A 20533-nucleotide genomic window follows, 5' to 3' on the forward strand; every position below is an offset into this window, starting at 1 on the left:
CTGCGTCCTAGCGGCGGCGACCGAAACGGCTCGAGGCCGAGTTGCGCCGGCGACGGCGGGGCGGTCCACCCTCCCCGCTGCGAATGATCGGTTCATGGAAATAATTGAAGTCCTCCAGCTTGCGCTGCGGGATCTGCTGGTCGATGAACTTCTCGATCGCATGAAGCTTACTCTCCTCGTCCGGCGCCAGAATGGTAGCCGCATCGCCTTCGCGCTGGGCCCGTCCGGTTCGCCCGATCCGGTGCACGTAATCCTCCGGATGCTCCGGCACATCGTAATTGATGACGTGGGTCACGTTCGCAATATCCAGACCGCGGGAAGCGATATCCGTCGCCACCAGAATCTGGATCTTGCCGGTTTTGAATTCCTCCAGGGACTTGGTCCGCACCCGTTGCGGGAGGTCGGAATGCATCGCCGCACAATTGTACTGGTGCTCTTTCAGCCAACGGGTAATACGGTCGGCACCCATCTTCATTCGGCAAAAAATAATCAGGCTATCGATCTCCATCTTCTCGATCAGCGCCATCAGCAAATCGAACTTCTGCATCGCACCCACCGGATAGATCTCGTGCTTCACGGTCTCCGCCGGGGACAATTTTACCCCGATGGCCACCTCGACCGGATCCTTCAGGAAGCGGCCCACCAGTCGCTTGATCTCATCCGACACCGTGGCGGAAAAGAGCAGGGTCTGCCGGTTGCGGTTGCACAGCTTTATGATACGTGTGACATCGTCGATGAACCCCATGTCCACCATGCGGTCGACTTCGTCCAGAACGAGCACCTCGATCGAACGCAGGTCGAAATTTTTCTGCTGCAAGTGATCCAGCAAGCGCCCCGGCGTCGCAATCACCACGTCCGCCCCGGCCTTAAGCTCTTGAATCTGCTTGCCGTAGCCCACCCCGCCATGCACCAGACAGCACTTCGGCTCGCAGTACTTGCCGTAGGACTTGAACTGGTCTTCGACTTGGGCAGCCAGTTCACGCGTCGGCCCCAGGATCAGGCAGCGCGGCGGCGCCCCTTCCCTGTGCCCGCCAAGACGATGCAGGATCGGCAAGGCATAGGCCGCGGTCTTTCCCGTACCCGTCTGGGCCGAACCGATGACATCCCGGCCTTCCAGGATCGGGGGGATCGCATTCGCCTGGATCGGAGTCGGCTCTTTAAAGCCGAATTCGTCGATGGATTTGAGGATGGTTTCGTGGAGTCCGAGTTCGTTAAATGTCATGTGGTATCGTTGGTTTTAAAATGCCCGGCCAAACGTACCCGGGTCCATGTTGTGAGATGCCGCCGGCAAGCAGCAGGCTCCGGCGTAAATGGTGCACAGTGCCCGCATTCCGCTTTAAATCAAGGATGAAAGCAGGGAGGCCGCAGTGCGGCTAAAACGGAAAGCCGATCGAAAAGTGCAATGTCCCATCCGTATCCTTGCTCCGCGGATTCAGGTTGTGCCCATACTCCACACGCAAAGGGCCCACTAAAGTCTGGTAGCGAATCCCCAGCCCCACCGAGTTCAGCCAGGCCCCCTCCCCAAAATCACGCTCCCGCGCATTTACCACCGAATCCCAGAAGAATACGACGGAGACAGCCTCGAACAGGCGTTGCTCCAGCTCCAAATTGGACAGCGCATAAGCCTCGGCCCCGATCAGGTTTCCGTCAGTATCCAGAGGCGAGGCTTCGCCCTCGCGGTAGCCACGAACCGAATTTTCACCCCCCGTAAAGAAGCGCCGCCCGAAGGGGATATTCTCATCTGCCGCCCCCGGGGCGTAGAGATAGCCGCCACTCAAGCCGAAATGCAGAATCGTACTATCGGTCAGTGCTTGGTGAATGCCGCCTCCCACCTCGAACTTATGAAAATCAACGCTCCCACCCAGTAAACTGTTGGCGAGCTCATAGGAGAGGTAGAGGTTGTAGCCGGCCGTGGGCGCAAGAAAATCATTACGCCGGTCGAGTGTGGCCTTGAAGGTCAGACTCGCCACCGTGGCATTCTCCTCCGAACGAAAATCAGATTGTTCCTCCCGGTCCACATCCTCCTTGAACAAGCTGTATTCCGCCGACAACCGCAATCCGCGCTCGCCCAGGGTGGTCAGCGCCCCCACCGAACCCCCATAGTGGGAAGTCGTGTAGGAAATTTCCTCCCGCTCCTCATACTCTCCCTGCACATAAGCAGTCGCAGCCGAACCATACAATTGCGGCACCGAAAAAATCGCATCGGCCGACTGCGACTTGAAGCTTTGCTTCATCCCGAATTCATAGACGTTCGCCCGACCAAAGGGGTTCCTGCCGACCCCGCGAAAGCCCGCCCGCAATTGCTCATAGCTCCCCCAACCTGCCTGCAACTGTAACTCCTTTCGCCGCCCCGGCACTAGATGATAGGTCACATCCCGCTCCGATGCGGATTCCGGTTCGATGCTATAGTCCACTTCCCGGAAAATACCCAAAGCCATCGCCCGGCGCCGCCCCTCGCTGACCTCCTGCACATCCAATGGCGCCCCGGCAGTCAAATCCACCTGGCGCTTCAAGATCGATCGCTTCGTCGCCTCATCCCCGTCAAAACGCACTGAACGCAAGCTCACCGCGGGCCCCCGCTTGAGCTGTACTTTCAAGTCTTGCACCAAGCCAGCTTCGCCGGCGCGCTCCCCGGCAGATTCCAGCCAAACCCGGGCATCCGGATAGCCTTCCTCATTGGCAATACGGCGCCATTTGCTTTTGAGATCCAACTCCCATTGAGGCGTCAGGATCGCTCCTGCAAGCTCAGGCAAGCGCCTGGACTCGCCGTTGTCGATGAGCTCGACCATCCCAACCCGGAAGACCGGTCCGGGACTACACTTCAGGTACACCTGCACCGCCCCGCTGGTATCATCCATCTCAAGCTCCGGTGGCGCGCTCCGGGCTGATCGATACCCCAACTGCCGGAGCGAATCAATCAGACGCTGCGTGCGCCGCTCTAGATTGGCCGGCGTGTAGGCCCTTGCCCGCCGGGTATTGAACAAGGCGCCTCCAGGCACGAAATAACGCTCCGGATGCTCAAGCGAGACCTCGGCCAAGCCATCAACCTGAACCGATTCAAAATAATACAGGCATCCAGGCTCAACCTGATAGCTCGCCGCCTCGGCCGTGGTCCCCGATGGCAACCAAAAATCCTGCGCCTCCCACTCGACCCTTTCAACCGAGCCGTCGCCGCGGATCAAATCCACCGAGAGACGCGGCTGTAAATAGCCCTGCCTCCGGACCTGTTGGTAAAGTAGAAAAGCGGTATCCTCCAGTACGGCCGTATCGAGTTCGGCCGGCTCGTTCGGCGCAAAGCCATGCAAGAATGCGACCCGCGACTCCATCTGGCGGTTCTCCCACCAGCCCAAGCCGTCCACCGTGATATTACTTTGCCCGGATGTCCCGACGAGACATCCGGCGAGCCCGGAGCACAAGACGATGAGACTACGCCCTCTCATTGATTGAAGATGCTCCAGATCAAATCCACGTTATAGGCGTCATAGATATCATATTCGCCTTTCAAATACAGGTCTTCATTCAAGTCATAGCGTACCCCGTAGGTACTATTGCCACTTCGTGTCGTCTCTTCCCCCAAGTCGATGGTAAAGCGGTCTGCAATCGACTCTTTCATACTGCTCGACCCGAGCAAGCCACGTCCAAGATAAAGTCCGACTGTCCCGGCCCCGCCTCCGCTGGTACTGCCAGTGGCCAGCAAGCGGGCGATCGCGGCGTTGGACAGGGCCGGCGACGCCTGAAAAACCACCTGCGGATCCTGCATCGTTTCGGAAACCTCCATTGTGATCACATAGGATGCCACCTGTGCGATGCCCGTCGCCCGGAGTTGCACCACATCGGCCCGCGCCGGATCAATGTAGGCCTCCGCTTCATCCAAGCGCATCTTGCCCCCGGGAAAGCGGACCTCCCCGTCCACCACGTAAGCCGAACCAATCAAGCGAGGCTCCCCAAGCGTCCCGTCCAGTTTGAAATTAGCGGACAAGCTGGATTTGAAATACGGACTTCTCACACGCATAAAGGAATCACCCTGAATCGCCACATCCAGATCCCAGTCCCGATAAGTGGGCGACCTGACGGAAAAGAACGGAGGCCTGCGCGTGGAACCGGTATCCACATCGCGCGAAAAGAGATCGAACTCGACCAAGAGTATACTGGAACGCAGATTGAGGCTGCCCTGAATCTTGGGAACCGGCATGGTCGAAGTCTTTTCGGCCGTCAGGTCAAGGTCGCTGCGCAGGATCAAATCCGCGGTGCGGACGAGAGGCACCCGCTCCCCTTGGAGTGACAACTGCCAAGCCGGCACCTTTAAATCGCTGAAATCCAACTGCCCCTTCAGGTGAATCGGACTCCCGCTGACACGCGCGGACACATCCTCAAGCTCGAAGCGGCGCCCCTCAAGCCGCACGCGTCCCTGAATCGCATCGACCGAAGGAAACGGCATGGTGGGACGAAGCGCGAAATCCTGAAAGGCCGCTTCACCCTGCAACTGGGCGCCCCGATTGAAATCCACCCATCCTTCCAAAGTCCCGCTTTGCCGGACAATCGCAGGCAGGTATGGCGTCCAGTTTTGCAGACTCCAATCCGCCCATGCCACATGCCCCGATCCGGACTCCAGAAAAGCCACCCCCTCACGACCACCACTTTGAATAAAGCGTCGGAATGCCTCCGTCGTCCATTCCCCATTCGCCTCCAGGCGTCCGCCCCTCAAGCGACAATCCAAGCGCTCCACACGAATGACATCGCTGTCCAGCTTCATGTCCAGTTCAAGGCCATTCAGCCCTGGCATCTGTACGTCTCCGCCCCCCTTAAAACGCAGTCCCTTTACCACTGCGCGAATCGTCCCCTCCGGTTTCAAGAGCGACCCGGAAAGCGCTCCGTCCAACGCAGCGCCTTGCAGGATAACACCGTATGTGGACTCCAGCCAGCTCACCAAGGCATCCGACGGCTGCCCGCGAAAACGCCCTTCCAAGGACCCCGCTTCTGACAGCTCCCAGGATGTGTCCCGACCGGTTGCCGGTGGCGCAAAACGGAGCGGCAGGCGTAAGGCCCCGCTCAATTGCGACTCCCCGTTGAACACTAGATTGATCGCGGGAACCGCAGTGCCCTCCGCATCCAACTGTAGACGTCCGTCCAACTGCAATTGGGCATCCTCCGCCGTTGCTTGCGCTACAGAAAAGCCCAACTCAGCTTCAATCCAGGGTCTCAAGCGGCCCAGTCGAAAGTCAACACGGGTCAAGGTGTAGTCCGGCTGTGGCGCTTTCAACCAAGCATTCAGACGGCCCGCCTGCACACCTTGCATCGTAAGCGAAAGTCCGCCGTCTTCGGACGACGTGAGCTGCAGCTCACTGCCTGTACCGGAAAACCGCAGAGGCGTGACAAGAAGCCGCTTGAGCCAGTCCGAGCGATTCTGCCCCGGCGACAACCATTCAATGCGGCCCGGAGACTCAAGCTGCCAATCCGGATAGTTCCGATCAAGCCAGTCCAGTTGCTCCAACTGCACACGAAACGCGCCCGCAAACTGCTCCAAAGAGCCGGACAGTTCTAGATTGGCCTCTTCATCAGGCGTTGCGGCGGAAGCTTCGAATTTCCATTGTTTGAGTCCTTCCGACGTCGCATCCAAAGCAAGCTGGAGAAGCCGGAACCCCTCAAGCTGGACAGGTGTGGGCGTGAGATGCAGGCTCAGTCTCGGTTTATCCAGCCCTCCTCGAAGCGAACCACTCACCTGCACCGGGCGACGTACCAGCGCTCCGCCCAAGCAGCGGTTTACCAGACCCGCGGAAAGGTCCGCATTGTATTCAACTTGAGTCGCCGTCCCTTTCCAATCCAAGAGGCCGTTGAAATGAAGCTCTCCTCCATCCGCGCCATCCAAGCGGAGCTCCCCCTCATCCATCCGAATCAAGCCGTCCTCGAACTGCCCCCGGAGCGCCAAGAGATCCGCTTCATAGCCGGCATATCGCAAGGCGGACCCGCTTAGATGAAAGCGTATCTGACCGGGCCCGTTTTTTTTCGGCAGGAAATCGAGTCCTAATTCAAGCTGTCCCTCGACCGGAAAAAAAGGCTGTTGCGACAAGTCGGTGCGCAGGCTCAACGATGCCGCCTGCTCAAAGCTGAAGCCCGGCAATTGCAGGACCACCGGCTTCGTTAAAGACGCCTGCGCCCAAGCACTCCGGACCTCCACACGCTGGAAACGAATTTGTGTCAGATCGCCACTCAGTTCCAGTTCCAGCACCGGCTCCAAACTCGCCCTCTCCTTCCCGGGAATAAATGCAGTCACCACCAAGCGCCCCCGGTAACGGTCTTTTTCCCAATGAAGGTTCAAGTAATCCAAGTGTACAGATTCCAACCGGGCAAGCTCCGGGGAACGCCACCACTCAGGCTTGAGCGCCCAGGAATCGGAACGAACCTCCAAATGATCCGGCAAAAGCGCACCCGCCGGAATGGATCCGGAGACTTGGATACGATCATTGCCTTGATCCACCCGGCCTTCCAAAACCAGGGCATCCTGAGTCACCGTCAACTCGAACCGCCCGGACAGTGCCTGACCCGGAAGCTTCAAGTCCAGCTCCATACCGCCGGATTCCTGCATCCGGAGATCCATCTCGACAAGCCAGCTGTCGTCATCCACCACGCGAAGCCGCCCCCGCAACCGGTCGCCTTCACGGACGAGAGAGTGCAAGTGCAAACGATCCTGCCCGGCTTGCACCAATCGAAAGGACTCCAGACGAAGCTCCGGTATCCAGTTCTTGATACGCTTCCATTTTGCGGCGTATTGACGATATTCGCGGACCAAGTCGACCTGTGATTCGCCACCTACCAGTACTGGAGCCAGCTCCACACGCATGTGGCCGGCCTCCACCCCGGTATCCCCATCGAGGCGTCCACGTATGTATGCCCAGAAGTAGCGGTGCAGTGCGGGGACACGGATTTCATCCAAGTGCAGGACCAAGGACCCCTCCTCGTACCCCACCGACTCAGCACGGATCCAATCCATGCCGGCACGCTCCACCTTCCCCACATGAACACCGTAATGGGACAAGACCCCGGGCAAGACCCATGGAAGCCAGACTGCACTGGAGAAAAACAGCACCAGGGAGGCAGCCAAGATCAGCAAGCCCCCGTAAAGGATAGTTCGGTACCGTCGTTGTTTCACAAAACAGACATCCTAAGCGGTCAAAACCCAACCGACAACCCGTTAAGTTCTTTTGACAACCATCCAAGTGAAGGAAAATTGACCGGATTCCTAAGACTAGCTTGCCGAAGTCACGAAATGAGGGTTTATTTGGACCATGAGTCCCTCCTATTGTGGTCGCATTGCACCGACCCCGACCGGCTATCTGCACCTCGGGCATGCACGGACGTTCTGGATCGCCATGGAGCGCGCACGGGAGGCCGGAGGCACCCTGATTTACCGCGACGAGGACATCGACCCGCAACGCTGCCTGCCCGAATACGCCCAAAGCGCCATCGACGACCTGCGCTGGTTCGGCTGCGACTGGGACGAGGGACCGGACGTCAACGGGCCGCATGCGCCTTACCGGCAAAGCCAGCGCATGGACCGCTTTCTCCAGGCCTGGGAACACCTCAAGAAGGGCGGCTACATCTACCCCTGCGACAAGTCCCGCAAGGACGTGAGCCGGGCCGCTCAGGCGCCGCATGCCGACGATGATGCGGAACCGATCTATCCCGAAAGCTGGCGGCCCGCCCTCGGAGCCGGACGCACGGCCAAGGAACCGGGAGCCACCAACTGGCGCTTCCGCGTGCCGAACGACCGGGAAATCATTTTTGACGATGTCCGTCTCGGCCCCTGCGAATTTGAATGCCTCCGCGACTTCGGCGACTTCCTCGTCTGGCGGAAGGACGGGGTCCCCGCCTACGAACTGGCCGTCGTGGTGGACGACAATGCGATGGGCATCACGGAAGTCGTCCGCGGCGAGGACCTGCTGATCTCGACCGCACGCCAGCTGCTCATCTACGAGGCACTGGGCCTGACGCCGCCGCAATTCTACCACACCCCGCTGATGTGCGACAGCTCCGGCCTTCGGCTGGCCAAACGTCACCGCTCCCTGAGCCTGCGGGAACTGCGTGAGGCCGGGCACAGCCCGGAAGCCCTGCGCCATTCGGATGACTGGTGGTCGGGCCTCGAGGACTAGGATTTAAAATCATGGAAGAAGAATACGAACAAATACTGGCTGTTAAGGACAAGCTGATCGTCTATCTCGTCACCAACGGGGTGCAGCTTATGATCGCCGCTATCATTCTCGCCATCGGCTTCTGGCTCGGCAAAAGTGTCGCCGGACTGATCCTGCGAGTCTCGGACCGAAAGCAGGTCGACCCCACCCTGGCTCGCTTCTTCGCCGGCTTTTCCAAATTGCTCATTCTCGCCTTTGCCGTCATCATGGCGCTGAGCAAGGCCGGCATCGAGATCACCCCCTTCATCGCCCTCTTGGGGGCCAGCGCCTTCGGCTTGAGCTTGGCCGTCCAGGGCCCGATCTCGAATTACGGTGCCGGTATTGTCCTGATCATCACCCGCCCCTTCAAAGTCGGCGACACCCTCAGCGTAAGCGGCCAAACCGGAATCGTGGACTGCGTCAACCTCGGCAACACCCAGCTGCTCAACGAGGATGACGAACGCATCACCATCCCGAACCGGAAGGTCCTCGGGGAAATCTTCGTCAACTCGCAGGAATACAAGATCGTCGAGGGCATCGTCGGCATCGACTACGCGGCCGACCCGGAACAGGCCATCACCTGTATCCGAAACTCCATTACCGAAGTCGTAGGCATTGCCGAAGGAAGGGAACCCGACGTCGGGATCGATGCATTCGGCGATTCTTCCATCAACATCGGCTACCGCATCTGGGTTCCGACCAACAGCTACCACAGCAAACGCTATGAGTTGAACATGGCCGTCTACCATGCCTTGAAGAAGGCGGAGATCACGATCCCCTTCCCTCAACGCGATGTGCACCTGATTCCGGCCGATAAGGATTAAGTAGAGTCGAGGAGCGGGAACCGTGATACGAGATCCATACGGCTCCTGCTCCCCGCTCATCAAACCGGACGTGCGGATTTATCGCATCCGGCTTTCCGAGGTTGTCACCACAGCGAAGGGTGGTTCGCGGTCAGCGGTAGTTGGTGGAGCTTGTAGGTGCCGTGGAGTTTGGCATTGGTGAAGAAGCCGTAGTAGCTGTGTTTGCGCTTATGCTTCTTCCATAACCAGTGGCGGTAGCGGGCACGCAGCCAGTTGTTGCTTTGGGCAAACACACGGCTACTGCTACGATAGTGGAAGTAGTTGCCCCATCCGCGGGCGATACGGTTCACCCGTGCGACCGCGGCGGTGCTGCTCTTCCATGTCGTCCAGTGGTTGAGTTCTTCGCGCACTTTATCCCTCAGAGCCTTCTGTGAGTCTCTTGAGGGTTCGACGTGCACATAGCGCTTGCGACTGCGAAGGCTCGTGCGCCAGTAGAGCTGGAAGCCAAGGAAGCTGAAGCCTTCTCTCGCAAAATCGACCTTGCGGGTCTTTTTGCGGTTCAGACTCAAGCCTTTGGCCGACAGATAGCGGTCGAGCCGTTCCAGTAGTTCGGTTCCTTTACCACGCTGGCAGAGGATAACCAGATCGTCTGCATAGCGGACCATCTGTGCGCCACTTCCGGCACTTCCGTTGACCTGATGATCCAGACCATTCAGATACAGGTTTGCCAGCAGGGGCGAGAGAACCCCGCCCTGTGGCGTGCCTTTATCATTCTTTCGGCCTGTGCCCTCTTCCACGATCGGAGCTGTCAGGAACGCTTTGACCAGTTTCAGGATGCTCCCGTCACTGACACGTTTCTTGACTAACTTCATCAGCATCGAGTGGTCAATGTTGTCAAAGTAGCCGGTGATGTCCGCGTCAATGACTTCGTGTCGTCCGCTATACAGCGCGCGGCAGATACTATCCATCGCCTGATGCGCGTCCTTTCCTTTGCGGTATCCGTAGCTCTGAGGATGCATATCCGCCTCGAAGATCGGCTCCAGCAAAAGAACCAGTGCTGTTTGCACCACGCGGTCTTTCACTGTCGGGATTCCCAGTGCCCGCGTCTTGCCGTCCTTTTTCGGGATGCGCACACAGAGCACTGGCGAGGGTTTGTATCCTTTCGAGCTAAGCTCCTCCCGCAACTCGCTCAGGAAGCGAGCGCGGGATTCAGTGCGGCGGATGTCCTCGACAGTAACACCGTCGATTCCCGCCGCCCCGTTGTTGGCGATGACCTTTGCGGAGGCATGAGCTAACACGTCCTCGCGAAGCAAGTCCGCATACAGACTCCATGCGCGCCACTTTGCGTTCGCCTTCGCTTTGCGGTGTAGCACCTGTTGGAGTTTCCGCAGTTTGTCCGGCGTTTCTATTTCCATAATGGAACCATCACCTCTGCTGCCCTCGTTCATGTGCTGCCAACCAAGTGTCGCCCCTTCGGTCCATGTCCATTACAGACACTTCAACCCTACTATGAACGACTCCGACTTCTCCAAGCCCGCCACTGCCCTTGCGACTTGGCCGCTTGAGACAGTCACTTGGCTTTGTGCCTGAGCTTGGAGATCTCCCCGCTTCCTCGAACATCACTTCTCGACATGCTACCTGCGCTGACCCCGCCGACGCGTTGGAACCGCGATTGCCATTGAGGCCTTTCCGCTCAGAAGCGGGTTTCCCACGGCGGATTCCCCTGCGGCCTTCGCCCAACGGTAAGAGGCTCGGCTCGTCGGTTCTCATTCATTTCGGGGCTCATTCGATGCAGTTTACCTTCGTTGCGGCCTGCCGATTCGGCACAGAACTGCTCCCCACCCAGCCTCGCGGCTGCGCAGTTGTCCCTGCCTTCCATAATGAATGGCATAACTTTATGGATGTGACTTTCACACATGTTGATGTTCGCACTACGGGCGTGCAACCGCTTCGAATAATCGATGGAATCCTTGAAACCGGCCATCGACCCTACCGCCGACGCGGCACAAGAGACCTTCAATGTAGCATTCGGCGTAAGCCGGATGATCGCGAACAAGCCCCTCATGCTAGAGCCTAGGCCATCAGGCCGAAGTAAAGCGTAATCCCGCCAAGCACGAGGAAGATCAGAACGCAGAAGGGGCGAATCTTGTTCAAAGACTTGAGCGTGATCGCCTGCGGCACGGAACGTGCGAAAAGAAGGGCGAGAAGGCCGAACTGCCCCCACCACCATACCACGCCGAGAAAGCTGCCGACCGCCACCGGAGGGATCGAAGCCGGCACCGCCGGATGCGTGACAAAGACCCCGGTGGACATAAGAATCGCCATCGCCGCAGGCAAACGCATGGGCATGGCGAAGGAGCGCTTCAAAGCCCCGGTAAAAAGTTCGCCTGCCGGCGCCAGCTCCCGCACATCATCCAGGGCCAGGGCCGGACGCGAGCGCATGAACTTATAGCTCATATAGAAGAGGACAAAGGCACCGAACACATGCATGCCGGCCTTCAGGAAGTACAAATGCCGGACCATCATCATCAATCCGGGAATCGCCACAGCCAGCCAGATCAGCTGCGAGAGCGCAAACGCCAAGGCCACCGCCAGCACCTGCCCCGCCCGCCCCGCCATGCCGACCTTGACCAGCCAGACCGTTCCCGGATAAAGCGAGAGCGACAGAATAAAGCCGGTGGTAATGCCTTCCAACATAAACTCAGTGACTGACGGATTCCGGTCCGGCTTGCAAGCGGGCAACCAACCAGACCACAGATGTCCCGGAAACAGCCGCCCAGACTCCGGCCGCCAAGACACCGAACCAGCCCGTTAAAACAAGCCCCAGGCCGCAGAGGTTAACCCAGAGCGCCAGACCGAACGGCCCCCATCCGCGCTCTTCCTCGATGAACAATTCGGCCGGGTACAGCAGCAGCGAAAGAAGACCGGCAACCAGGACCGATGCTGCTTCAACCGGACCGGAAGCAAACAAGACGGTGCCGGTACCCAGCGCCAGCAGCAGCCCGAAAGCCAGATGAGCGATTGCCAGCGCCCGCTTTTGCCGCAGCAGGACAGGCCCGCCTTCCGGCGAACGGGCCCCGAACACCGAGCCCCAGCGCTGCCAAATACGGAACTGGAAGAGGCGCCCCGACAGCAAAAGCGTCAGCACCAGGGGCAGGACCACCGTGCCGGCAAGCCCGAGTGGCAACAAGGCCAGGCCGGGAATGCTGCCCAGGGCCAGCATCATGAGGCCCAAAAACTGCCAGGTATCCGGATGCCAGAACCCCTGCCTCAGCGATCGAAGCACCGGCTCCGCAAAATAGCTCGCCCCGATCAAAAGACAGAGCAGGTGAAAGAGCAGCCGCAAGAGGACGAACAAGCCGGACTGCGTAAAGTCGCCCGGCTCATAATGCGCCAGGAGTTCGAGCAGAGTGGCGTTGAACGCAAAGATCCCGCAGAGCAAGGCACGCCAAGCCAGCGGGGACCACTGCCAGAATCCACGGCGCCCGGGCGCCGAAGCCTCGTACCCGAAAAGACGGAGCTGCTGAAGAAAGCCCGCAAGGTCAAACTCGCCCGGTATCCAATCCACTGATATTTGATGCAGGCTCAGGCTCGCTTTGATTGCCCGTAGCCTTGTAGTCGTTTTGCCGATACGCTCAACCAACCAAATGCACCCGAGACAGTGCATGCCCTCCAGACGAAGTACGAGGGAATGTCCCCCGCCCGACTCGGCTTCCACCTGCAAACGCTGCGCCCAGGACCAATCCACCGCATCCAGTACCTCGCTTCCAACCGCCCGTCCGCCCCGGTCGCGCAACTTATAGTACTCATTTAAGCCATCTGCCTCAATCAATTTGTTGACTTGAGCGCAGCCAGCACAGCAATATGCACCTTCCCCCTGTCCGTCCGGAAAAGGGAGACCGCAATGTTTACAATGGATTTTTGGAACCATCACAGGATCACCACGCGTGACGCGCGGAGTATTACACGATGGTCACAAAATCTGTAGATGGAGCCTTGCCGCATAAGTTGAATTTATAACATACTCCCATTTTTCTTTATAGGAATACCAAAAGTCAGGGATGAATCAGAGCGAATCACTGTATCAAATCATGTATTTAAGTTCCGCCACTACGGAGCTGAATGGTGATGCGCTCATGAAATTGCTGGAAGGCTCCCGGGAGCGCAATGCACGCAAGGGAATCACCGGACTGATGCTCTTCGCCGACGGTAGCATTCTTCATATCATCGAAGGCAAGGAAACCGTGATCAAGGAATTGTTCGAAAAGATTCAAAGCGATTCCCGCCACCGCGGTCTGCAGGTCCTCTGGTCCAAAACGATCCCGAAACGGGACTTTCCCGACTACAAGATGGGCTTCCGTCGCACCGACCAATCCGAACTGGTCGACAACATCCCGGGCTTTAGCGCGATTATCGAAAACCGCCAAATTCCCGAATCGATGCTGAAATCGCTGTCCAAACAGGTCGCAATCTTCATCAAGAGCTTCGCAAAATCGACCCGATTCGAAGACTAGGCGCCCAGCTGGACCCGCTCGTCCGGCTCACCGATCTGGCTACGGAACCAGGTGCGCTGCTTTTTCACCAGATGCTGTGTATTCTGGACTATGGCCGGCAACAGCGCCTCCCGCGACAATCGGCCGTCCAGATAAGCCAGGGTTTCACGGTAGCCGATGGCTGAAGCCGCGCTCGGATTGCGCTCGATCCCCGCCTCACGCAGATGCCGGACCTCCTCGATCAGCCCATCGGACAACATGCAAGCCGCACGCCGTGCCACCCGTTCACGCAGGTCTTCCGGATCGCGGTCGAGCAGGATCAGCTTTTTGGAGAGCTCCCCGTATGGCAGCGGACGGGCCGCGAAGGCACGCTGAAGCTCGGGCAGGGAGCGCCCGGAGGCCCGGCACCGCTCCAGGGCACGCAAGACTCGGCGCGGATTCCGCGTATCCAGATGCCCAAGACCGTCCGGACTGCAAAGCTGCAGCGCTTCCAACAAGGCAGGCAAGCCACCGGTCTCATACAGGGCAGCCACCTCCTCCCGCACGGCATTGGACACCTCGACCTCGTCAATCACCGGCGCCAGGAAACTCTTAAGGTAAAACCCACTGCCCCCGGTCACCACGACCGGCTTTCCCCGCCCGAGGACGTCCTCCACCACCGCGTGCGCCTCACGATCGAAACGTACGATGTCGTAGGGCTCATCCACCTCGCAGACATCGATGAGGTGATGGGGCACACGGGCCAGTTCATCCGGACTGGGCTTGGCCGTACCGATATCCATGCCGCGATAGACCAGCGAGGCGTCACAGGAAAGGATCTCCGCCCCCCGCGCTTCCGCATATTCGAGCGCATAGTCGGTTTTGCCCACGGCGGTGGGACCGGTGATGATATGTAACGCGACTGTCACGATCGATGCAAAGGGCTTTTCTCAGCTTGTCTATTATCCTGAAATCAAAAACCTGAACGCTTACGCAATCTTGGCAATACAGGAGCGCAAGAGATGAAAGTTTGCATCGTAACCGAAACCTATCCGCCCGAGATCAACGGGGTCGCCATGACGCTGCACCGGATCAGCCAGGGGCTGCGCCAATTGGGCCATTCGGTCACAATCGTCCGCCCCCGCCAAAAGGGCGAGAACCCGAAAGCCGCTCAAGACGGGGAAACCGTAGTCAACAGCCTGCCCATTCCCGGCTATAAGGGCCTTCACTTCGGCCTGCCCTGCTGGAAAAAACTGCGCGAGCTCTGGCAGAGGCAACGACCGGATGTGATTTACGTCGCCACCGAAGGCCCCTTGGGCCAGTCGGCCATACGCGCCTCCGAAGCGCTCGGCATCACTGTCACTTCGGGCTTTCATACCAATTTTCACGAATACATGCGGCACTACAAGTTGCCCGGCCTGCAGCGCTTCACCGAAGCCTACCTGCGCAAGACCCATAACCGGACCCTTCGCACCTTCGCCCCCTCCCGGGATGTGATTGCACGTCTGGATGCTATGGGCATTCGCAATACTCGCCTGCTCGGCCGCGGGGTGGATACGGAACTCTTCAATCCCGGGCGCAGGGACCCCGAACTGCGCCGTTCCTGGGGCGTCGATCCGGAAAACGGGCTGGTCGCCATCTTTGTCAGCCGCATCGCCGCGGAAAAGAACATCCCGCTGACACTGAGCGCCTTTGCCCGCATTCGCGAAAAGCATCCCGGTGCCGCCTGTGTTTTTGTCGGGGATGGCCCCGAGCGTGCGCGCCTGCAAAAAACTCATCCGGAATTCATCTTCGCCGGCATGCAGAAAGGCGAGGAGCTCGCCCGGCACTATGCATCCGGCGACCTCTTCGTCTTTCCCAGTGTAACCGAAACCTTCGGGAATGTCGTCACCGAGGCCATGGCATCGGGACTCGTCGCCCTGGCCTACGACTACGCCGCACCCCGCCGCTATATCCGCGATGCGGAGAATGGCTATCTCGTGCCCTTCGACCAATCGGAAGCCTACCTATCCAAGGTCGACGCGGCCGTCGATGCACGCGCACACTGGCCCGAACTGCGCAGGGCCGCCCGAGCCACCGCGGAACAACTCGGCTGGAAAGAGATCATCGAAGGCTTCCTCCGCGAGTTGGAAGCCGCACGAAGCGAAAATCCGACTGAAATCTAAATCTCGAAATCCCGCTCCTTCTTCGTCCCCACACCACTGGGGATATGGATCTCGTCGACCATCTGCTCGATATAGTCCGGCACCGCACCGGTGAAGCGACCGACCAAGAAGGCCACGCCAAAGTTGAGCAACATGCCGACAAAGCCGATGCCTTCCGGCGTGATCCCGAACAACAGCTCGTCCTTGTGTCCCCCGAGAAACTGAAAATAGACGATGTAACCGATCGTGAAGGAAATCCCGGCCAGCATCCCGCAAACCGCCCCTTCCTTGTTCATCTTACGGGAAAAAATTCCCATCAGCAAGGTCGGGAAGAAGGAGGAAGCCGCCAAGCCAAAGGCGAAGGCCACAGTCTTGGCAATGAACGCGGAAGGCGGATTGATCCCGAAATAAGCCGCCACCCCGAGCGCAATGAAGGAAGCCGCTCGCGCATAGTTCACCTCTTCACGGTCACTTAGGTCCGGCTTCAGGATCTTTTTCATGAGGTCATGGGAGATCGAAGTCGATAGCACCAAGAGCAGTCCGGCCGCCGTCGAAAGTGCCGCCGCGATACAGCCCGCCATCAGCAACGCGATCACCCACTTGGGCAGCCCCGCCATATAGGGATTGGCCATGACCATGATATCGTTGCCGAACCACAATTCATTCGGGTTGGAATCGTCCGCCTTGCTGGCCAGGAGCCGCTCGCCGTGCTTGCCGATTCGCTGGTGCTGCGGAGCGTCATAGGTCGGATACACCGGAGCCGAGCCTTGAAAGACCGAGAAGGTGCCGGCTTCCGACTTCCCGGGGCCAAAGTACTGGATCCGTCCGTCGCCGTTCTTGTCCACCCAGGCCATCTGGCCGGTGGCTTCGAATTCCTTGAACCAATACGGCGTTTCGGTGTAGGGCTGGTTGTGCAGCTTTTCGATCAGGTTCACCCGCGCAAAGGCCCCGATGGCCGGAGCCGTCAGGTAGATCACCGCGATAAAGCTCAGCGTCCAAGCCGCGGATTTGCGCACCGAATGCACGTTCTTCACCGTAAAGAAACGGACGATCACATGAGGCAGTCCCGCCGTCCCGCACATCAAGGCGGCCGTGATGCAGAACATGTTCACCGTGGAGAGCTTGCCCGAGGTGTATTCCTGAAAACCCAGTTCCGTGTTGATGTTGTTCAATTTCTGCAGAAAGGGAACCACCGGCTCGGAAGCCGTATAATCCCCAATCAGCCCCAGCTGCGGCAGCACATGTCCGGTCAGCGCCAAGGCGATGAATATCGCCGGAATGGTATAGGCAAAAGCCATCACACAATATTGGGCCACCTGCGTGTAAGTGATTCCTTTCATGCCGCCCAAGCCGGCATAGACAAAGACGATGGCGGCACCGGTCATAACCCCCGACGGGATACCGATGCCGAACAGTTGCGAGAAAACCACACCCACCCCGCGCATCTGCCCCATGATATAAGTCATGCAGATAAAGATGGCACAGACCACGGCTACGCCCCGGGCCCATTTCGAATAGTAACGGTCACCGATGAAATCCGGGACCGTCGCCTTCCCGAATTTCCGAAGATAGGGCACCATCAGGATGGTCAAGAGAACGAAACCGCCGGTCCAACCCATAAGGAAACGGGATGCGTCGTAGCCGCTGATCGCCACAGTCCCCGCCATGGAGATGAAGGTGGCCGCCGACATCCAGTCGGCCGCGGTTGCCATTCCGTTGGCGAAAGGTGAAACGCCGCCCCCCGCCGTATAATATTCCTTCGTGGAAGCCGCCCGGGAACGCACGGCAATCCCGATGTAGACCGCAAACGTTAGACCGATAAAGATGAAGTTTAAAATATCCTGTGTCATGCGCCCCCTTTATTTGTCTTCGCGATAGCCGTGTTTGCGGTCCAGCCGGTTCATCAACAGCGCATAGCTGATCAGAATGAGGATGAACCCTACGATGGATCCTTGCTGCGCCATCCAAAATCCGAAGGGAGCGTGCCCGACTTCCGGAAAATGGGCATCCACCCAGTCCCGGAAAAGAATCGCGGCTCCAAAGCTAATCAGAAACCACACGGCGAGTAGCAGTAGAGTGACTTGCAAGCAGGCACGGCGATGCGCGCGGGGGGAATTCGTAGACATAGGAGCAGTAGGAATACTACTTTGCCGTATAATGAAAGCTTTATCCTAAAGTATAAGTTAAATCGTTATTCGTCAGCGCCCTGAAAACTCTGTCCCTTATGGAGATTGACCCTGATTACCCAACGATAGGATTTCCATGGCCGCGGGGATTCGTTCTCCTGCAAGCAAGCAATTCTCCCGAGGTATCTGGCCTAGATCATGCTTACCTTTTCGTCGATAATGCTAAGCCTGAATTCTCCGGCTCACAGCCTGAGAACCCTTGCATTTGTACCTTTTGACAGCGACATGATTACCTCCGAGAGCCTGGATATTGCCTGGATTCTGATCACAGCGGCGCTGGTAATGGTCATGCAAGTAGGTTTCTGCCTGTTGGAATCGGGCCTCGTGCGGGCCAAGAACGGCATCAATGTCGCAATCAAGAACCTGGCGGACTTCAGCGTTTCCGCCATTGTCTTCTGGCTCTTTGGTTTCGGAATCATGTTCGGCACCAGCCTGAACGGCTGGATCGGCAGCGAGTATTTCTTGTTCGACGCGGAAAATGCGCCGTGGGTGATGGCCTTTTTCACCTTCCAGCTGGTCTTCTGCGGCACCTCCATCACCATCATCTCGGGCGCGGTGGCCGAGCGGATGCGCTTCAGCGCCTACTTGTTCGTCGCCCTGTTCACCTCGGGCATCATCTATCCCTTTTTCGGACACTGGGCATGGGGCGGCCTGATCGAAGGCACCAGCCAGGGCTGGCTGGCGGCACGCGGCTTCATCGATTTTGCCGGCTCCACCGTGGTCCACTCGGTCGGCGGTTGGGTCTCGTTTGCCGGCATCCTGGTAATCGGCCCGCGACTGGGCCAGTTTGACAGCGAGCGGCGCATCCAAGGCCACAACCTGCTGCTGGCCACGGTAGGCGTGCTCATGCTCTGGTTCGGCTGGCTGGGCTTTAACGGAGGCAGCACGCTCGCCCTCAATGCCCATGTGCCCCCCATCATCGCCAAGACCATCCTCGCCGGTGCCTGCGGCGGTGTCTCTGCCCTGCTCTTCGGCTACGTATACTACAAGATGGCACGTACCTGGACGATCATGAACGGCGTCATCGGAGGCCTGGTTGGCATTACTGCCTGCTGCCACGTCGTCACCATGCCCGCAGCCGCATGTATCGGCGCCATGGCCGGAATCATCTGCATGTTGGGCATGCTACTTCTGGAGCGTTTCAAGATCGACGATGCCGTCGGGGCGGTCCCGGCGCACGCCTTTTGCGGGATCTGGGGCACCCTCTCGGTCGCACTCTTCGGATCCCAGGAAGCATGGGGCACCGGCCTGAGCCGACTCGAGCAACTGCAAGTCCAACTGACCGGTATCGGGGTCTGCGCGGTCTGGACGTTCACCATCGCATTCGTCTTCTTCACCCTGCTCAACCGGGTAATCCGCCTACGTGTCACCGAAGAAGAGGAACGAGAGGGCCTGAACGTCAGCGAGCATGGCGCCTCCACCGAGCTGCTGGACCTGATTACCGAAATGGATGCCCAGGAACAAGCGGGCAGTTTTGACAAGCGCGTCTATGTCGAGCCTCATACCGAAGTCGGTCAGATCGCGGCGGAATACAACCGCGTCCTCGAACGGATCGAAACCGAATTCAAGAACCGCGAAATGGCCACCGCCGAGGCACGGAAGTCCCAAGCCGAAGCAATCCGGGCCAACCAGGTCAAATCGGACTTCCTGGCCAATATGAGCCACGAATTGCGCACCCCGCTCGGCATCATCACCGGCTACGTGGAACTGATCCAGGAGGAGATGAAGGAATGCGGCATCGAAGACTACGCGGAGGACCTCGAAACCATCGCGCACGCCAGCCACCACCTGCTCAATCTGATCAACGGCGTCCTCGATATTTCCAAGATCGAATCCGGCCAGATGGATGTCTATTATGTACAAGTGGACCTGCGACACCTCGTACCGAAGCTGGTACAAACCGTGCAGCCGCTCATCCAGGAGAACAAGAACGTGCTTGAGTTACAGATCGAAGACGGACTGGACCTCCTCGTCGCGGATGAAACCAAGCTCGAGCAGTGCCTCCTGAACCTCATCGCCAACGCGGCCAAGTTCACACAAAACGGCCGCATCACCCTCTCAATTCATAAAAGGAAATGGGCAAATGGGCGCGAGCTTTGCTTGTTCGAGGTTGCCGACACCGGCATCGGAATGACTCCGGAACAGATGAAAACGATCTTCGAAGCGTTCACCCAAGCGGACAGTTCCACCACACGCCGCTATGGAGGTACCGGCTTGGGGCTGGCAATTACCCGCAGCTTCTGCCGTTTGATGGGAGGCGACATCAGCGTCAGGTCCCGACTGGATGAAGGGTCCACCTTCACCATGCAAATTCCTTGCAGCCTTGAGGCCATGGAGACGCCCAAGAGCATACAGCACAATCCTCCCTTCAGCTACGCGCCATGAAGGCTCACACGGTCCTAGTCATCGAAGACAATATCGCACTTCGCGAAATGACCCGCCGCCGACTGGAACGGCACGGGTACAAGATCGTCCTCGCGGAAGATGGCGAAGAAGGCCTGGCCCTCCTGCAGGACATGAAACCGGACATCATCCTGCTCGACATGAGCCTCCCGGGAAAGGACGGCTGGACCGTTGCGGGCGAACTCAAGGACTGCCCGCGCTGTGGCACGATTCCCTTGATCGCCATTACCGCACACGCCATGCGCGGCGACCGGGAAAAAGCCATCCAGTCGGGTTGCGACGATTACGTCAGCAAGCCGATCGACTTCAGCATTCTCACCAGCAAAATGAACGCCCTGCTGGAACCCCACGAGTCCTAGC

The 20533-nt window shown here is 58.6% G+C and carries 15 protein-coding genes; 6 read left to right on the forward strand and 9 right to left on the reverse strand.

What is annotated here, in order from left to right; translation table 11 throughout:
- Positions 1–7: 7 nt before the first annotated feature.
- The 3 genes from O2597_RS17155 to O2597_RS17165 form a co-directional block, all read right to left on the reverse strand.
- Positions 8–1222: a DEAD/DEAH box helicase gene (locus O2597_RS17155; protein ID WP_269526790.1), complete on the reverse strand. Its 1215-nt coding sequence runs from the start codon at positions 1220–1222 to the stop codon at positions 8–10.
- A gap of 151 nt (positions 1223–1373) precedes the next feature.
- Positions 1374–3440, reverse strand: a complete 2067-nt coding sequence (locus tag O2597_RS17160) for a BamA/OMP85 family outer membrane protein (RefSeq protein WP_269526792.1) — start codon at positions 3438–3440, stop codon at positions 1374–1376.
- Positions 3437–7147, reverse strand: coding sequence for a translocation/assembly module TamB domain-containing protein (locus O2597_RS17165; protein ID WP_269526794.1), 3711 nt, complete (start codon positions 7145–7147; stop codon positions 3437–3439). Before O2597_RS17165 ends, O2597_RS17160 begins: the two co-directional genes overlap by 4 nt.
- Positions 7148–7283: 136 nt before the next feature.
- Between O2597_RS17165 and gluQRS the strand changes: the two genes are divergently transcribed.
- Positions 7284–8147, forward strand: a complete 864-nt coding sequence (gene gluQRS / locus O2597_RS17170) for a tRNA glutamyl-Q(34) synthetase GluQRS (protein WP_269526796.1) — start codon at positions 7284–7286, stop codon at positions 8145–8147.
- An 11-nt stretch (positions 8148–8158) separates the two neighbouring features.
- Positions 8159–8989, forward strand: coding sequence for a mechanosensitive ion channel family protein (locus O2597_RS17175; protein WP_269526798.1), 831 nt, complete (start codon positions 8159–8161; stop codon positions 8987–8989).
- 104 nt (positions 8990–9093) lie between these two features.
- On the opposite strand, the gene ltrA is transcribed toward O2597_RS17175, so the two are convergent.
- The 3 genes from ltrA to O2597_RS17190 form a co-directional block, all read right to left on the reverse strand.
- A complete protein-coding gene (gene ltrA, locus O2597_RS17180) occupies positions 9094–10383 on the reverse strand; it encodes a group II intron reverse transcriptase/maturase (protein WP_269526800.1) in 1290 nt (429 codons plus the stop codon).
- A 658-nt stretch (positions 10384–11041) separates the two neighbouring features.
- Entirely contained in the window at positions 11042–11665 is a 624-nt protein-coding gene (locus O2597_RS17185) for a hypothetical protein (protein ID WP_269526801.1), read from the reverse strand.
- 4 nt (positions 11666–11669) lie between these two features.
- Positions 11670–12899 (reverse strand): heavy metal translocating P-type ATPase metal-binding domain-containing protein, encoded by a 1230-nt coding sequence (locus tag O2597_RS17190; protein ID WP_269526803.1) that lies wholly within the window; start codon positions 12897–12899, stop codon positions 11670–11672.
- A 130-nt stretch (positions 12900–13029) separates the two neighbouring features.
- On the opposite strand from O2597_RS17190, the gene O2597_RS17195 reads away from it, so the two are divergent.
- Positions 13030–13482 (forward strand): BLUF domain-containing protein, encoded by a 453-nt coding sequence (locus O2597_RS17195; RefSeq protein WP_269526804.1) that lies wholly within the window; start codon positions 13030–13032, stop codon positions 13480–13482.
- On the opposite strand, the gene miaA is transcribed toward O2597_RS17195, so the two are convergent.
- On the reverse strand, positions 13479–14369 hold the full coding sequence (gene miaA / locus O2597_RS17200) for a tRNA (adenosine(37)-N6)-dimethylallyltransferase MiaA (RefSeq protein WP_269526806.1): 891 nt from the start codon (positions 14367–14369) through the stop codon (positions 13479–13481). The genes O2597_RS17195 and miaA overlap by 4 nt on opposite strands.
- A gap of 93 nt (positions 14370–14462) precedes the next feature.
- On the opposite strand from miaA, the gene O2597_RS17205 reads away from it, so the two are divergent.
- Positions 14463–15605: a glycosyltransferase family 4 protein gene (locus tag O2597_RS17205; protein ID WP_269526807.1), complete on the forward strand. Its 1143-nt coding sequence runs from the start codon at positions 14463–14465 to the stop codon at positions 15603–15605.
- Here O2597_RS17205 and O2597_RS17210 read toward each other — a convergent pair.
- On the reverse strand, positions 15602–17434 hold the full coding sequence (locus O2597_RS17210; RefSeq protein ID WP_269526809.1) for a sodium:solute symporter family protein: 1833 nt from the start codon (positions 17432–17434) through the stop codon (positions 15602–15604). The two genes, O2597_RS17205 and O2597_RS17210, sit on opposite strands and share 4 nt — an antisense overlap.
- A 9-nt stretch (positions 17435–17443) precedes the next feature.
- A complete protein-coding gene (locus tag O2597_RS17215; protein ID WP_269526811.1) occupies positions 17444–17710 on the reverse strand; it encodes a DUF4212 domain-containing protein in 267 nt (88 codons plus the stop codon).
- A 285-nt stretch (positions 17711–17995) separates the two neighbouring features.
- On the opposite strand from O2597_RS17215, the gene amt reads away from it, so the two are divergent.
- Together amt and O2597_RS17225 are read left to right on the forward strand one after the other, a co-directional pair.
- On the forward strand, positions 17996–20155 hold the full coding sequence (gene amt / locus O2597_RS17220) for an ammonium transporter (protein WP_269526812.1): 2160 nt from the start codon (positions 17996–17998) through the stop codon (positions 20153–20155).
- Positions 20152–20532, forward strand: coding sequence for a response regulator (locus O2597_RS17225; protein WP_269526814.1), 381 nt, complete (start codon positions 20152–20154; stop codon positions 20530–20532). Before amt ends, O2597_RS17225 begins: the two co-directional genes overlap by 4 nt.
- Position 20533 lies beyond the last annotated feature (1 nt).

This window comes from Coraliomargarita parva (assembly GCF_027257905.1).
Classification (GTDB): domain Bacteria; phylum Verrucomicrobiota; class Verrucomicrobiia; order Opitutales; family Coraliomargaritaceae; genus Coraliomargarita_A; species Coraliomargarita_A parva.

Excerpts from the sequence above, each read along its gene's own strand:
- O2597_RS17175 (WP_269526798.1), top strand. The coding sequence starts at position 8,159 with ATGGAAGAAGAATACGAACAAATACTGGCTGTTAAGGACAAGCTGATC.
- gluQRS (WP_269526796.1), top strand. The coding sequence starts at position 7,284 with ATGAGTCCCTCCTATTGTGGTCGCATTGCACCGACCCCGACCGGCTAT.
- ltrA (WP_269526800.1), bottom strand. The coding sequence starts at position 10,383 with ATGGAAATAGAAACGCCGGACAAACTGCGGAAACTCCAACAGGTGCTA.
- O2597_RS17190 (WP_269526803.1), bottom strand. The coding sequence starts at position 12,899 with ATGGTTCCAAAAATCCATTGTAAACATTGCGGTCTCCCTTTTCCGGAC.
- O2597_RS17185 (WP_269526801.1), bottom strand. The coding sequence starts at position 11,665 with ATGTTGGAAGGCATTACCACCGGCTTTATTCTGTCGCTCTCGCTTTAT.
- O2597_RS17225 (WP_269526814.1), top strand. The coding sequence starts at position 20,152 with ATGAAGGCTCACACGGTCCTAGTCATCGAAGACAATATCGCACTTCGC.
- O2597_RS17195 (WP_269526804.1), top strand. The coding sequence starts at position 13,030 with ATGAATCAGAGCGAATCACTGTATCAAATCATGTATTTAAGTTCCGCC.
- O2597_RS17215 (WP_269526811.1), bottom strand. The coding sequence starts at position 17,710 with ATGTCTACGAATTCCCCCCGCGCGCATCGCCGTGCCTGCTTGCAAGTC.
- O2597_RS17160 (WP_269526792.1), bottom strand. The coding sequence starts at position 3,440 with ATGAGAGGGCGTAGTCTCATCGTCTTGTGCTCCGGGCTCGCCGGATGT.
- O2597_RS17210 (WP_269526809.1), bottom strand. The coding sequence starts at position 17,434 with ATGACACAGGATATTTTAAACTTCATCTTTATCGGTCTAACGTTTGCG.
- O2597_RS17205 (WP_269526807.1), top strand. The coding sequence starts at position 14,463 with ATGAAAGTTTGCATCGTAACCGAAACCTATCCGCCCGAGATCAACGGG.
- O2597_RS17155 (WP_269526790.1), bottom strand. The coding sequence starts at position 1,222 with ATGACATTTAACGAACTCGGACTCCACGAAACCATCCTCAAATCCATC.
- amt (WP_269526812.1), top strand. The coding sequence starts at position 17,996 with ATGATTACCTCCGAGAGCCTGGATATTGCCTGGATTCTGATCACAGCG.